Here is a 14,986-nt window from a genome sequence, read left to right on the forward strand (position 1 = left end):
TTTTGAAGTATAGGAGATAATTTAACAGTAGCTGTTAAATAGTGGTAATCAGGTTAGCGAAAATAGCTGTAATTAATGCCGCCATTGCAATCGCAATTAAACCATATTCAATAGCCGTTACACCGCGTTCGTCTTTTTGAAATTTAGCGAAAAAAGCACGCATTGCGTTCATGAGAGATTCCTTAAAATTGAGAGTGCAGCCAAAAAAGTAGGGAGCCGCAAAAAAAGTGGTGAAACCTGACAGTAATTTGACACTTAAATTTTTATTCAGTATCTGTTCAGTTTCCGGAGGCGGAATATACGCATGTGGCATATGCATGTCAAATGATATGCGATTGGTTTTTATGTTACTGGTGTGGCTGTTTTTTGCATGTAAAGTGAGTGGAATACTGCACACTTGTTAATATGCATTGTGTTTTTTATTTTATATGCGCTTGATTTATTATTAAAGTATAGCCTGTGTAAAGACAGGCTATTTTATAAATCAGTAAGTTAGTGGCTGAATGGGGTGCCACTATGGAAACGGAAGGTATCATTAGGAGCGTTGATTAATTCTGCTTCTTTTTGTCCAATTTCTAAAATTCGATTGTTAATACATTTTCCTGAAATTTTTTCTGCTAACGTCAAATAATCTTGATAGTGGCGAGCTTCTGAGCGCAATAGCGAGATATAAAACTTCTTCAATTCAGGATCTAAATAAGGCGCAAGCTTGGCAAAACGCTCACAAGAACGCGCTTCAATATAAGCACCAACAATAAGCTTATCGATTAAAGTGGCAGGTTCATGAGTACGTACCGCTTTCATTAAGCCTTTAGCGTAACGCCCAGCATGCAAGTTAGAGTAGGGAATATCTCGTTTTTCCATGATCTCTAACACTTGCTCGAAATGGTGAAACTCTTCTTTAATTAAGCGCACCATCTTTTCAATCAGATCTTCGCCATAAGGAAAATCAGAACGTGCCACTAACGGTGCGGATAAACCATTTTTCTTGTTATGAAATAGTGCAGTAGAGCGGTTAGCACCACCGTAAACAAAATCTTCATACGGTTTTGCCCACGCAAGTAGCGCTTCACCACTGGCTTTATCAACGGCGTATTTACGCACCATAAACATCGCCGTTTGGCTGGCTTTGAGTTCACAATTACAGTGATCAACCAACAGTGCAGTTAGGTTTTCTGGCTTACGGGCTTCTTCAATCCAGCTATCTGGTGTTTCACATTGAAGAAATTGTTTAATGGGCGTCAGTAGCTCATTGATCATCTGTTGAGTGTTATCCATAAGGCGTATCTTTTTATTGTTATAAGACGTAAAAAAGGCCGCTACTGCGACCTTGGTAGATGAAGCTATTTTAAGCCAAAGTAAATCAAATCACCATTTACGCTTTGGCTGGAATAAGACATCGAGATCGTCTTGATCTTTATCGAGCTGCTGTTGGCGCTCTTGCTCGTAGTTCATTGATTGTTTGTTATCAATTTCATCAAGCATCATCTGCAGTTTTTCTCGAGCTTGGTTAGCGTAGTTATCATTTTTAGCTGAAAGTACATCAATGCCTTTTTTTAGCAATTGTTTTGCAGTACCAATTTGTCCTTTAATACGTGCTTCATTCGCACGCTTAACGACATTTTCAATATTAATACGCAGTTGAATAGACTCTAGACGGGCATTTTCATTAACGAAGGCTTGTGTGCCCATACGCCCTTTGCTGTGCTCACTTTTGATCACTGTTTTTAAACGTTTAACGAGTTGCAGCATGCCAATGGCTTGTTTGTCCGTATTCGGAACCTTAAAAGGGGTAATGTCGGCATTACTGTAATTCGCTTCTAAATGGGTAATTTGCTCGCTGACATTTTTAATACGTTGAGTTAGCGAGCGATCATTTGGTGATGCTTCAGACATTTGCTGCAGAGCATCAACAATACGCTGGTTTAAGCAGACCAATAATTCTTTGCTATATGGCAAATGGTGAGCATTGCTAATTAACTCTTCAGTCGCATCAATAATCGCAATATGTTTGGCTAATTCTTGTTGCTTGATCGACTCTAAACGCTGACGATATTGAATGATAACGTTGTAGCCAACAATAAGCGCAAGTAACAGGCCAATAAGGCCTATAACTAAAGGAATACTCATAAGATGTATTTATCTTCCATGCATTAATCTTGAATGTTGCAGGATACACTATCTCGAAAAAACAGCCTAGTGAGATGGTTATTAAATAGGAGCTTTGTTCAAATCGAGATGTAATTTGTGCTGTGCGACAAATTTAGGCGTAACAGAACATACCTAAAGTTGCTTGTTCTGTGCTCTTATTGAGATAGTAAGATATTTTCCCAGTATTAGATTACTGTAAAAACATTGAGTTCTGTAACTAAAAGACAAACAAATGCTATGAAATTTACTGATTTCAATATATAAAATGTTAATTACATGGTTGCACTATTATACCTGTCTCATTAAATACCATAAGGGCTTGATGGATGTGGTGTGAAAGGTAACGGATTATTGAGTAGGCAGGCGGTACCATGAAATTACAACAGCTACGCTATATTGTTGAGGTAGTTAATCATAACCTTAACGTTTCATCAACGGCTGAGAGTTTATATACGTCTCAACCCGGAATTAGTAAACAAGTTCGATTACTCGAAGATGAACTTGGCATTCAGATTTTTGAACGAAGTGGTAAGCATTTAACGAAAGTGACACCTGCTGGTGAAGAAATTGTACGTATTTCACGTGATATTTTATCAAGAGTGGAAAGCATTAAAGCGGTAGCTGGTGAACATACTCATCCTGAAATGGGAACGTTAAACATTGCGACAACTCATACCCAAGCACGCTACGCATTGCCATCGGTGATTCAAGGTTTTACTACACGATACCCGAAAGTATCCTTGCATATGCATCAAGGAACGCCATCACAAATTGCAGATGCGGTAGGTAAAGGTCGTTCCGACTTTGCTATTGCGACAGAGGCATTACATTTATACCAAGATATGATCATGTTGCCGTGTTATCACTGGAATCGTTCTATTGTGGTTCGCAATGATCATCCATTAGCAAGCAAAACAAACATTACAATTCACGATTTAGCGGCTTATTCTCTTGTGACGTATGTTTTTGGTTTTACTGGACGCTCAGAGCTTGATAGTGCATTTAATCGTTCTGGTCTAACGCCTAAGATTGTATTTACAGCAACAGATGCGGATGTGATTAAAACTTATGTACGTTTAGGTATTGGTGTTGGCGTAATAGCCAGTATGGCAATGGATCCTGAAACAGATAAAGATTTAGTTGCTATTGATGCCAGCCATATTTTTGAAGCGAGTACGACTAAGATTGGCTTTAAGAAAGGCACATTCTTGCGCACGTATATGTATGACTTTATGGAACGTTTTGCGCCTCACTTGACACGTAATGTGGTTGATCAAGCAATAGCATTAAAGACCAATGGTGAAATTGAAGCGATGTTTGCTTCTTTTGACTTACCTGTACGATAACGTTTTTGTTCTCTTATTTTAAAACCGCCACTCTTGGCGGTTTTGTTGTTTATGGCAAGACCTGTTTGGGTATACACTAGCGCCCCTTGTTTTTCATGTTCTTTGAAGTTGCTATTTTATGACTCACTATGCCAACACTTTTCACCAATTAGATACGTTATTGACGGAAAATAGACAATATTGGCAGTTTGTTCCTTTTGCTGATGAAGGGTTTATATGGCAACAGCAATACCCTGAATTTTGTCAATGGTTACAATCTATTGATGATCAAACGTTGCAACAGCTAAATCAAGATCATGATGCGCTATTAGCGGCGTTTGAACCTTGGATCCCTGATGCTATTACATTATCGGATTTAGCAAAAACGCAGTCGTTAAAGCAAACAGAATATACGTACCCTAAAAACTTTGATGCAGGTATTCCTGGGCGTAAATGGCAACAAATTACCGCGTTTAATCATGTATTACCGCGTCTGAATATTCCTTGGCTTGAATGGTGTGCAGGAAAAGGCTTTTTAGGTCGCGTATTATCGGTAACGCATCAGCAGCCAGTTACCAGTTTAGAATGGCAACAGCAATTATGTGTTGATGGTGAAGCTGCAGCGAAACAACTGGGATTAGATATCCATTTTGTTCAAGGCGATGCATTTGATGTAAGCAGTCAGCAATATATTCAACAGCAGCAACACGCCGTTGCACTTCATGCATGTGGTGATTTGCATGTTTCGCTTATTAAACAAGTTGTGGCGAAAAAAGGAAAGGCGGTGAGCCTATCTCCGTGTTGCTACCATTTGATCCGAGATTCACATTATCAACCGCTATCAACGGTTGCAAAATCGAGCCAACTCCAGTTATCTAAACATGATTTACGTTTGCCGTTGCAAGAGACCGTGACGGCTGGAAATAGGGTTAAGCAACTTCGTTTTGTTGAGGTTAGTTTTCGACTAGGTTTTGATTTGTTGCAACGTGAAATTAATCAATCTACTACCTATATGCCTGTTCCTAATGTACAAAAAGCATTACTGGGCGAAGGTTTTAAATCTTTTTGTTATTGGGCTGCTGAGCAAAAAGGGATTGTGTTACCTAATAATGTTGACTTTGATTATTGGCAAAAACAGGGTGAACAACGTTTTGCGATAACTGAGCGGATGGAATTAGTGCGTCAAATTTTTCGTCGACCACTAGAATTATGGTTAGTGCTTGATCGTGTTTGTTATCTTGAAGAATTTGGCTATGACGTATCGTTAGGAACATTTTGTAAAAAGCAAATGACACCAAGAAATTTATTGATTCACGCTGAACGTTTATGATTTTCTGTGAGATATGATAGTACTAGCGTGTAATCGTGCTAGTACTATTTATATTAATGATGCTTAGCTTGCTATTGAGTGAGTAGTGTTGAAAGAATTCCCTTTTCTAGCTCATTAACAGAGAGGGGTTTATCAAAGTAATAACCTTGGCAATAATTGAAATTACAGCTTTGGATATATTCTAGTTGTTCTTTTGTTTCTACCCCTTCAGCGACAATTTTAAGATTGAGTTTATTACAAATCGCTTTTGTTGCTTCAACAATGGCTTTTCCACTGTCATGTTCATTTTGAACAAAACTTTGGTCTAGCTTAACAGTACTGATCGGAAGGTTTTGTAGCTGTGATAATGATGAGTATCCAGTACCAAAATCATCAAGATAAAGCTCAAAGCCAAGGGCTGCAATAGCATCTAAACACGGCATTGCCTCACTGAACTCTTGCAGCATGGCAGATTCAGTAATTTCTAAAGCTACTTGAGCTGGGTCGATACTATATTCTTCGATGATTGATTTTAGCTCATCTAAAAGAGACATTTTTAGTTGTGCACGAGATAAATTAATACTCATTATTAATTTTGTATCGTATTGTTGATTCCACATCGCCAATTGTTTACAAGCGTTTCTAAGTACCCAAGATCCGATAGGAACAATTTGTCCTGTTTCTTCTGCTAATGGAATAAATTCAGCAGGAGATACATGACCTAAAGAATCATCATGCCAGCGAATAAGCGCTTCAAATCCTTTTAACTGCATTGTATTAAGATCAATAATAGGTTGGTAATACAATTTAAAATTTTTAATTTCAAGTGCCTGAGACAGGTGATGGCGCAAGGCATTTTTACGATAAAGTGTTTCTGCTAAATGGGGCTGGAAGTGATAGCTACAGTTACGACCATGCTTTTTAGCACAATGCATAGCCATATCAGCTTGAGTAATTAAGGTTTCAAAACTATTGGCATCTTTAGGGTATTGTGCTGTACCGATACTGCACCCAATAGATATTTCACCAATGTTTTTAATATAGAAAGGGCGGTTTAGAGTCGAGATTATTTCTTGGGTTAGCTGAACTAAATTAGAAATATTACGATCTTCTATCTGGATTATAAATTCATCTCCACCAAAACGGGCGACAAGTCCTCGTCCTCTTACTGTGTCTAATAATCTAATTGCAACAGCTCTTAATAATTTATCACCGATAGCATGACCATAGGTGTCGTTAATAAGTTTGAAACTATCGAGGTCAAGAAACAATAAATGGTATGGAAGTGAAAAGTGATGACTGGCTTTTAAAGCGGTGGAAATACCGCGTCGGTTCATTAGCCCAGTTAAAAAGTCGTGTTCAGCATTATACCGTTCGCGTTGTAAGTTTTCTTTTTCTTTGGTGATGTTAACAATTTGAAGTAGAAGTTGAGATTTATCAGAGAGCCATTTCGCTTCAATGCTAAACCAAATATGACTTTTCCCCGTCCAACAGAGTCGGCTATGTTTAAGGTTTTGATTATTTTTAGCGTCAGATATCCATTGCTGGGCAATATCACTGTCACCAACAAAGGCTGCTAAGTTACTCAGCTCAGCACCATATGTTTTGGTAAACACGGTATTGGCACTCACCAAGTTACCTTGCTCATTAAACAGAAGCGCTAAATTAGAATAATCAGAAAAAGCAAGTTCACGTCGAATGCTTGATTCATCACCGATAACTTCGACAAGCATTGCAATGCGTTTATCAGGCAAATGGATACCAGAGAAAATGCAGAGCAAATTTTTACTTACTTTTCTTGGGTCTAAATGCCACCATGTTTTGATCGTTTTATTTTGTTTAAATGTTTCGCGGTACTCTTCTAAGGTTGCTTCTACTGCGGCTGACATATCTTTGCCAAGATCGCGCGATCGAAGTTCGTTGTGAGATGAAGACTCCCATAAAGGAAGTGCTTTGTCGTTAGCCCAAATGATTTGTTTATGGTCAAAATCAAAAATCCAAATAGGACTTTGAAGATGATTTAAAGGCGAGTAAATATCCATCACCAATATCTTTTTAATTATTATGAGGGCTGGATTTTAACTGACATATAAACAACAGAATATAAATATTTTTATAAATACGTGATATTAGTCCACAATATTGCATTTCACATGCAAGCTTTTGTATAACAAAAGGTTGTTTTTTTAGAGTATGCTTAACTTATTGTAATGAAATGTTTTTTATTGTTTAAGTATATTCTTAATATGTAAATAAATAAGAAAGTAACAGGATTACTTTCTTATTCATGATGTTTATTTAGAGATTAACCAACCGCTGGAATTAAGCCTATCATCTGTAAAGTTTGCGCAGATATAATTAAAATACCAGCCATTGTCACAATAATTAAACCAAAATTACCACCCTTTACTCTATAAGATGAAATTTCATTTGATATATTATGCTTTTTTCTCTGAGATCTAACCATTGCAACAGGTAAAAATATCGCCAAAATAACTAATGCAATGGCTGCGTATCCCAATGCCATAATGAAGCCTTGTGGGTAAAAGATAGCAAAAGAAAGGGGAGGTAAGAAGGTAATCATACCTGTTTGCATACGACCACTCACTTTACTTGAACGCTTCAAGCTATCAGCCATAAAATCAAATAGCCCTAAACTGACCCCTAAAAAGGATGTTGCTAGTGCGAGATCTGCAAAAATAGAAACAGATTGGCTAACCATTGGGTTATGAAGTAAGTTACTTAAACTTGCGATAAAACTACCTAATGTTGTACTCGCCATTAATTCTGGTTGGCTCATTACGCCTTGGCTTGCTAATTGCCATAAAATGTAGATAAAAAGAGGCAGTGCAGAGCCAATAATCATAACTTTTTTTAGTGTTTTTATATCAATACCTATGTAACGCACGATAGATGGAATACTGCCGTGGAAACCAAAAGAGGTAAAAACAACGGGTAAGGCCGATATTATTAAGCCTTTTTGTACAGGCATTTCAACAAGGTGTTGTCCTTCAACATGCGGAACTAATAAGCCCAGCATAACGGCAAGTGCTATAATTTTTGCTGTAAAAAGTAAACGATTAACTAAATCAACCGTGTGGGTACCAACAGAAACTATCGCGGCAATTAAAAGCGTAAATAATAATGCGCCTAATTGTGGTGGAATAGAGATATCCAACCAGCCACTTAATTTTTCACTTAATTGACCACCACCACCTGCAATGTAGGCTGCACATAAAGAATAAAGCAGAAAGATCATGGCAAAATTAGCAATGATTTGTCCTTTGCGACCAAGAAGTTGTTGAGCCAAAGTATTTAATGTCGCATTGGTATCTGCATGTTGATGAACTTCAATCATCAATAAAGCTGTGTAAGTCATTAGTGCCCACATGCCAAACATGGCAACTAATGCGGTGGTAAAGCCGAGTCCAGCAGAGGCAAGAGGGAGGGCTAACATGCCTGCACCAATAGTCGTCCCTGCAATAATAAGCATACTGCCGAGTGTTTTATTTAAAGCCATTTGTGTTACTCCCAGAGGTAAATAATTAGATCGGGAGGTGGTCGGTATTGATCACCTATCGTTGCTCCCTATGAAAATAGAGGCCACAGAGGCGTATCGAGATGAGTGTAAAGTTTTAATTACATCTTGATAATAGCCACTGTGGCTATCGATAGGTATATGTTGTCGAGGTATGCTTCATTAAATTTGCTCTAATTGTTTTTTACTAGTGGATGTGTTGTTTTTAATAGCGTATTTCACTATGAAGTCACATTAACGATAGATATCTCTTCTGTCAACATTAGTTTAATAAGTGTAAAGTTATATTTACGTTTCTCTTGGAAAGAAAGCTAATATCGTTATTGATGAAAGGAAGACTGTATAACAAATGGTGTAAAGCATAGACTAAGAAGATTAAATGTTCGGTGAATGATTCAGAGGGATTGGATGCTTGAAATTACAATGATAAGTACCGGTGAAGAGGTTTTACTGGGCGATATAACAGATACCAATGCAACATGGTTATCTCGTCTTTTTTTTCAACATGGCTTTCCTATGACACGACGAATAACAGTTGGCGATCATTGTGAGCGATTAGCAAAAGAAATTGAGTCATGTAGTTTTAATAGCGATATCGTTATTGTTAATGGTGGGCTTGGACCAACAAGTGATGATTTAAGTGCTGCCGCGGCGGCAATGGCTGCAGATGTGGGGTTGGAGCAATCTGAGCATTGGGTTTTGGAGATGAAAGCAAAATATAAAAAGCTAAATCGAGAAATGCCAGCCGCTAATTTGAAACAAGCAATGTTACCTGAAGGGGCTGAATTAATTGATAATCCTGTTGGTACCGCTTGTGGTTTTTCGATTAAATTAAATCGTGCTTGGATATGTTTTACCCCAGGTGTGCCCAGTGAATTTAAGTTTATGGTTAAAGAGCAAATACTGCCATATTTACAATCTCAATATCCTCAGATCCAATCGCTACATTGTCATCGATTATTTACTTATGGTTTGTCGGAATCGGGAATAAGTGACACCTTTAAACATATTGTTTTACCGCAAGGTTATGAATTGGGGTATCGTTCTTCATTACCTTTTATTGAGGTGAAATTATTTGCCCCATCTAATGATCGCTATGCACTAGAACTATTAAATGAAATGGAGCGGTTGTTAGGCGATAACATTGTGGGTAAAAATTTAAGCTTACTTGATAACCTATCTTACCTTCTTGAAAAAAAGCAAAAAAAAATAGGATTGTTGGAGTATTCAACGGGTGGTTTTGTTGTCAATTGGCTTAATCAGCGATCTAGCTTGAGTGAATATATTACTTCAGCCACCGTGAATCATAATGCTGCAAAAGAAAAGATCAGCTCTGATATGTTAATGGCTGAAATGAATGATCAATTATCCTTTATTCATCATCAGTCAAAAGTAGATATTGGTTTATATACAGGTGTTATAAAAGGTGACTGTTTTACTGTAGGGATAATCACTTCGGAAGGTCGGTGGTATCAACAATTACAGTTTAAGCGTGAATATACACATAATGATCAACGTTGGATTATTGCAACAGTGCTTCTTGACATGCTTCGGCGACAACTTGAGGGTATCGACGTTTTTGGTCACTATGAATCGTTAAATAGGATTTTGAAAAATCATAGTCTATAACTGTTTATTAATTATAACGTTGATAAGTAAAATGCAAGCATAATATTGGTATGGGTTATAAAGATTGCACCTAATATTGAATGCTGTATTATTAGTTTGTATTGAGCAAAATTTAATTGCAAATCAGTATGCTATCTTGCTGATAGCAAAGTTAACTGAGTAACATTTTTCGTTGCTATGGTTATGATTTGAAAATCGTAAAGGATATAAGATAAATGACTTTTAAATTAAAAAAGCTAGCGTTAGCTACTTCAGTTGTATTTTCTGCATTTATGCTCCAAGCCTGTAATGATGCTGATACTGCGGCAAATCAAAACCAGCAACAAACAGCATCAACGGCGAAAACAGAGAAAGCTGAAATGAAATCATTAGATGTTAATGTTATTTACCTTGATCGTCGTATGTTACCACCAGGTGCTGTATTAAATGTTGCATTAGAAGATGTGTCTCTTGCTGATGCACCATCAACGACAATTACAAGTGAATCAATGGATGTTGCAGGTGCACCACCGTATTCTGTAACACTTCAATATGATGCAGCAAAAATCCAAGATAAGCATCGTTATAACGTACGTGCAACTATTAAGGTTGGCGATAAGTTAGTTATGACATCAACAACCAATAATGATCCATTTGCTGCTGATGTAAAACAACCAATTGAAATTAAATTAGACCGTGTTGCCCATCAACAAACTGAACCAACAGAGAAGACTGCGCTAGTTGGTCAGCAATGGAATTTAGTGACGCTTGAAGGTGAAACTGTAAAACCAGGTGCTGGTGGTAATGTTGTATTCATCCAATTTGATATGGATAAAAAATCGGCTCATGGTTTTTCTGGCTGTAATAATTTCCAAGGTGCATTTGAAACATCTAATGGCACATTAACGATGGGGCCTGCCGCTGCAACACGTAAAATGTGTATGGATGGTATGGAGCTAGAAAAGTCATTTTTAGAAACTATGCCTAATTTTGCAAGCTATGTGATTGTTGATAACGTACTTACAGTGAAAGATAAGCAAGGAAAACAGATTGCTACCTTTAAAAATGGTAAGTAATAGTTAATATAGTAAATATTAATAGCTAATATTTTGATAAAGCGTGTAAATTGTAATTTTTAATTACAATTTACACGCTTTTTTTTATATGAATTTAAGCTCTCATTGAATATCTCAAATAAGACTGTAGTTAAAACTTAATATATTTTTTAGGTATTCTAAGAATATACATCTATTCTATTATTATATTTATTTGTACGATCTTAAATTTAAATTATTACTAATTAAAAGGTTATATAAATAGTGAAACATTAAATTTTAATGTAATTAATAACTTAGAAGGCTGATAATTTTATGAGTTCTACCAGTAATAAAATGGGGTTAATGGGGTTAACAACCATTGTCACCGTTAATATGATGGGATCTGGGATTATATTATTACCATCAAGTCTTGCTGCAACAGGAGGGATTGCCCTATTAGCATGGGTTGTTACAGCATTAGGTGCACTTGCAATTGCCTATGCTTTTGCTAAGTGTGGTATGTACTGTACGGATGATGGCGGGATGTCCGCATATGCTGAAAAAGCACATGGTAAATCAAGTTTTTTTATTGCCTCTTATACTTACTATGTGTGTTTAGTTATTAGTGCTGTAGCAATTGCTGTCTCGTGTGTTGGTTACTTGGAATACTTTATTCCATGGCTAAAAGAAACACCATTCCAAACATTCATTGGCGTAGTGGCAATTTTAATTATCACTATGTTTGCCAATGTTAGAGGGGCTAAAATAACAGGGCAAATATCGACGGTAACCGTATGGGGAATTATTATTCCTGTGCTTGGTTTATCTATTATTGGTTGGTTTTGGTTTGATACTAAAATATTTGCAGAAGCTTGGAACCCAAACAATATCTCGGTTGGTAGTGCGATTTATGCTGGTATGGCACTAACGTTGTGGGCTTTCTTAGGGATAGAGTCAGCAGGGGCTAACTCAGGTACTGTTGAAAACCCTAAACGTAATGTGCCTCTTGCTTGTATGCTTGCCACCGTTTTTTCTGCAGCAACGTATATTGCGTCAACAACTGTTATTCAAGGCATTATTCCTAACGAGGTTTTAGCTAAATCTGATTCTCCTTTTGGTCTTGTTTTTGCTCAGATGTTTAGCCCATTCGTTGGGGAAATTATTACTGCAATGGCAATTATGGCATGTGTTGGCTCTTTATTAGGTTGGCAATTTACTAATGCTCAAGTGTCTAAAGTTGCTGCAGATATGCGATTATTCCCGAAGATATTCTCTGATGTAAATAAGCATGATGCACCCTTTAAAGGCATGATGATTATGTTGGCATTAGAATTACTGTTAGCGGTAATGACGATTTCTCCAACATTGCTAAAACAATTTAATGTATTAGTGAATCTTGCTGTATTTATTAACATGGTACCTTATATTCTCGCGTTAACGGCTCTTGGCATTATTATGAAGCAAAGTCAGGTTGGCCAGAAAGAATATAATACTGGTATTTTAATCGGTTCTGTTGCTGTTATTTATAGTATTTATGGTGCGTATTCAACAGGTGAGGAGGCTGTATTTTATGGCACCGTCATTACATTATTTGGTTATTTCTTCTATGGATTTATTGCGAGCCGAGATGCGGTGACGAATAAAACCTAACGTTGTATTTAATTTAAAAGCAAATGTTCTATCGGTATAAATTTTATTATAACAGGACCATATTATGCTTAATTACGGAAAACATAAGAGAGTTTTAATTTTTGATAACTCGCAAAAAACAGGGGTTATTGCTAATGCTATTGATCGTTTAATTGAACAATTTAAAAATGAATCAATTACAGTTCTTAGCGCCTCTTCTTATGATGATTGTTATTCTATTCTAAATGTCAATTTAGCGATTGATTGCTTAATGTTGACGTCGAGTATGACAGGGCAGCAACAAGAAGAGAATGACATGTTTTTTTCGTTGATTGAAAAATTAAATCAACGGCAAGAAGGGGTGCCAGTATTTTTATTAGCGGAAAGAAAAAAAGTGACTTTAACGATTAACCGAGAATTAATGTCTCAGGTTGATGAGTTTGCATGGATATTAGAAGACACGGCTGACTTTATTGCTGGGCGTGCAATGGCAGCGATGGAACGTTATAGAGAACAATTATTACCACCACTGGCATCAGCGATGATGAAGTATGATGATATTCATGAGTATTCATGGGCTGCGCCAGGCCATCAAGGTGGTGTTGGTTTCCGTAAAACACCTGCTGGGCAACGATTCTATAATTATTATGGCGAAGGTCTATTTCGCTCGGATATGGGGATTGAACGTGGCTCATTAGGATCGCTATTGGATCATACGGGCGCGTTTGGTGAAAGTGAAGAATATGCAGCGAAAGTTTTTGGCGCTGACAAATCTTATTCTTTGGTAACAGGTACATCTGGTGCCAACCGAACGATCATGCAAATTTGTATGAGAGAGGATACCCTTGCTATTTGTGATAGAAACTGTCACAAGTCTATTGAACAGGGCTTAATGCTAACAGGTGCATTGCCTGTTTATATGGTGCCGACCCGAAATCGTTACGGCATTATCGGTCCTATTTATCCAGATCAAATGTCGCCAGAAGGCTTAAAGAAATCAGCAGAAAGTAGCGACTTAACCAAAGCAAAAGCAGGTGGACAGGCAACCTATGCGGTGGTAACTAACTGTACTTATGATGGTTTGTGTTATAACGCCAAGCGTGCGCAAGATATATTAGCTGAAAGTAGTAATCGTATTCACTTTGATGAAGCATGGTATGGCTACGCACGTTTTAACCCTATTTATACCGATCACTTTGCGATGCGTGGTGAGCCAATAGAAGATCCTGATGCGCCAACTGTATTTGCGACTCATTCAACGCATAAGTTATTGAATGCATTATCACAAGCATCATGGATCCATGTACGGTATGGTAAAGATCATATTAATTTTGAGCGTTTTAATCAGTCTTACATGATGCATGCGACAACATCACCCTTGTATGCAATTAGTGCATCTAACGATATTGCTGTATCACAAATGGATGGTCCTCGCGGTCAATCGCTCACCCATGAAGTAATTAAAGAAGCGATTGATTATCGTCAGGCGATGGGGCGTTTACACCGAGAATTTGCTGCCGATGGTGAGTGGTTCTTCAAACCTTGGAACGCAGAAACAATCACTGATCCTGAAACAGGTAAGGTTTATGATTTTGAAGATGCACCTGCTGAGCTCTTAGCTACGCATCAAGATTTCTGGGTGATGAAGCCGGGTGATAAGTGGCATGGTTTTGAGGACATGCCTGCTGATTGGTGTATGCTCGATCCAATTAAAGTCAGTATTTTAGCTCCTGGTATGGGAGATGACGGTAAGTTATTGGATACAGGTGTACCAGCAGCACTTGTTACACAATATCTTACTCGATTTGGCATAGTACCAACCCGCACGACAGACTTCCAAGTGATGTTCTTATTCTCAATGGGGATCACCAAAGGTAAATGGGCAACGCTTGTTAATACTTTATTGAGCTTTAAAACACACTACGATAACAATACGCCACTGAAAAACGCTTTACCGGAGCTTGTTAATGCTCACCCAGATGTGTATGGGCATTTAGGGCTAAAAGATCTTGGTGATAAGATGTTTGGCTATTTGAAACAACATACACCATCGGAAATGCTTAATGCCGCATACTCAACCTTACCTAAGGCTGATATTACACCACGAGCGGCGTTTGAAGCGATTGTTGATGATAATGTTGAGATGGTACCTTCTAATAAACTACAAGGTCGTATAGCAGCAAATGCGGTTATCCCATATCCACCGGGTATTCCAATGTTGATGTCTGGTGAGAACTTTGGTGATGATAGTAGCCCGCAGATTGGTTACCTTCATAGTCTTGAAGTATGGGATAAAGAATTTCCAGGGTTTGAGCATGAGACTGAAGGGACAGAAGTTGAAGATGGTGTTTACCACGTGATGTGTGTGAAAAATAAATAACGTGATTGA

10 protein-coding genes and 1 pseudogene are annotated in these 14,986 nt (G+C 37.6%); 6 read left to right on the forward strand and 5 right to left on the reverse strand.

The window, feature by feature from the left end; all coding sequences use genetic code 11:
* Positions 1-55: 55 nt before the first annotated feature.
* From I3259_RS05970 to I3259_RS05980, 3 genes and pseudogenes are all read right to left on the reverse strand, one after another.
* Positions 56-172: pseudogene (locus I3259_RS05970) on the reverse strand (Flp family type IVb pilin); the annotation flags it as partial.
* A 320-nt stretch (positions 173-492) separates the two neighbouring features.
* Positions 493-1,278 (reverse strand): tRNA isopentenyl-2-thiomethyl-A-37 hydroxylase MiaE, encoded by a 786-nt coding sequence (locus I3259_RS05975; protein WP_238028782.1) that lies wholly within the window; start codon positions 1,276-1,278, stop codon positions 493-495.
* Between the two features lie 90 nt (positions 1,279-1,368).
* Positions 1,369-2,130, reverse strand: coding sequence for a DNA repair protein (locus tag I3259_RS05980; RefSeq protein WP_238028783.1), 762 nt, complete (start codon positions 2,128-2,130; stop codon positions 1,369-1,371).
* A 392-nt stretch (positions 2,131-2,522) separates the two neighbouring features.
* Here I3259_RS05980 and cysB point away from each other — a divergent pair, with 392 nt between their 5' ends.
* Both cysB and I3259_RS05990 read left to right on the forward strand, forming a co-directional pair.
* Positions 2,523-3,497, forward strand: a complete 975-nt coding sequence (cysB, locus tag I3259_RS05985; RefSeq protein WP_238028784.1) for an HTH-type transcriptional regulator CysB — start codon at positions 2,523-2,525, stop codon at positions 3,495-3,497.
* Between the two features lie 118 nt (positions 3,498-3,615).
* The gene (locus tag I3259_RS05990) at positions 3,616-4,806 is read left to right on the forward strand and encodes a methyltransferase (protein WP_238028785.1); all 1,191 of its coding nucleotides are present in this window, start codon (positions 3,616-3,618) and stop codon (positions 4,804-4,806) included.
* A gap of 71 nt (positions 4,807-4,877) precedes the next feature.
* Here I3259_RS05990 and I3259_RS05995 read toward each other — a convergent pair whose 3' ends face one another.
* Complete coding sequence (locus tag I3259_RS05995; protein ID WP_238028786.1) at positions 4,878-6,827, reverse strand: EAL domain-containing protein; 1,950 nt, start codon at positions 6,825-6,827, stop codon at positions 4,878-4,880.
* 263 nt (positions 6,828-7,090) lie between these two features.
* Positions 7,091-8,305, reverse strand: coding sequence for a tyrosine transporter TyrP (tyrP, locus tag I3259_RS06000; protein WP_238028787.1), 1,215 nt, complete (start codon positions 8,303-8,305; stop codon positions 7,091-7,093).
* A 426-nt stretch (positions 8,306-8,731) separates the two neighbouring features.
* On the opposite strand from tyrP, the gene I3259_RS06005 reads away from it, so the two are divergent.
* From I3259_RS06005 to adiA, 4 genes are all read left to right on the forward strand, one after another.
* Positions 8,732-9,952, forward strand: coding sequence for a CinA family nicotinamide mononucleotide deamidase-related protein (locus I3259_RS06005; protein WP_238028788.1), 1,221 nt, complete (start codon positions 8,732-8,734; stop codon positions 9,950-9,952).
* Positions 9,953-10,167: 215 nt separating this feature from the next.
* Positions 10,168-11,007, forward strand: coding sequence for an META domain-containing protein (locus tag I3259_RS06010; RefSeq protein ID WP_238028789.1), 840 nt, complete (start codon positions 10,168-10,170; stop codon positions 11,005-11,007).
* A gap of 294 nt (positions 11,008-11,301) precedes the next feature.
* On the forward strand, positions 11,302-12,618 hold the full coding sequence (gene potE / locus I3259_RS06015; RefSeq protein WP_238028790.1) for a putrescine-ornithine antiporter: 1,317 nt from the start codon (positions 11,302-11,304) through the stop codon (positions 12,616-12,618).
* A gap of 64 nt (positions 12,619-12,682) precedes the next feature.
* A complete protein-coding gene (gene adiA, locus I3259_RS06020; protein WP_238028791.1) occupies positions 12,683-14,977 on the forward strand; it encodes an arginine decarboxylase in 2,295 nt (764 codons plus the stop codon).
* Positions 14,978-14,986 lie beyond the last annotated feature (9 nt).

Origin of the sequence: Photobacterium sp. Ph5 (assembly GCF_022129445.1) — a bacterium.
Lineage (GTDB): Bacteria > Pseudomonadota > Gammaproteobacteria > Enterobacterales > Vibrionaceae > Photobacterium.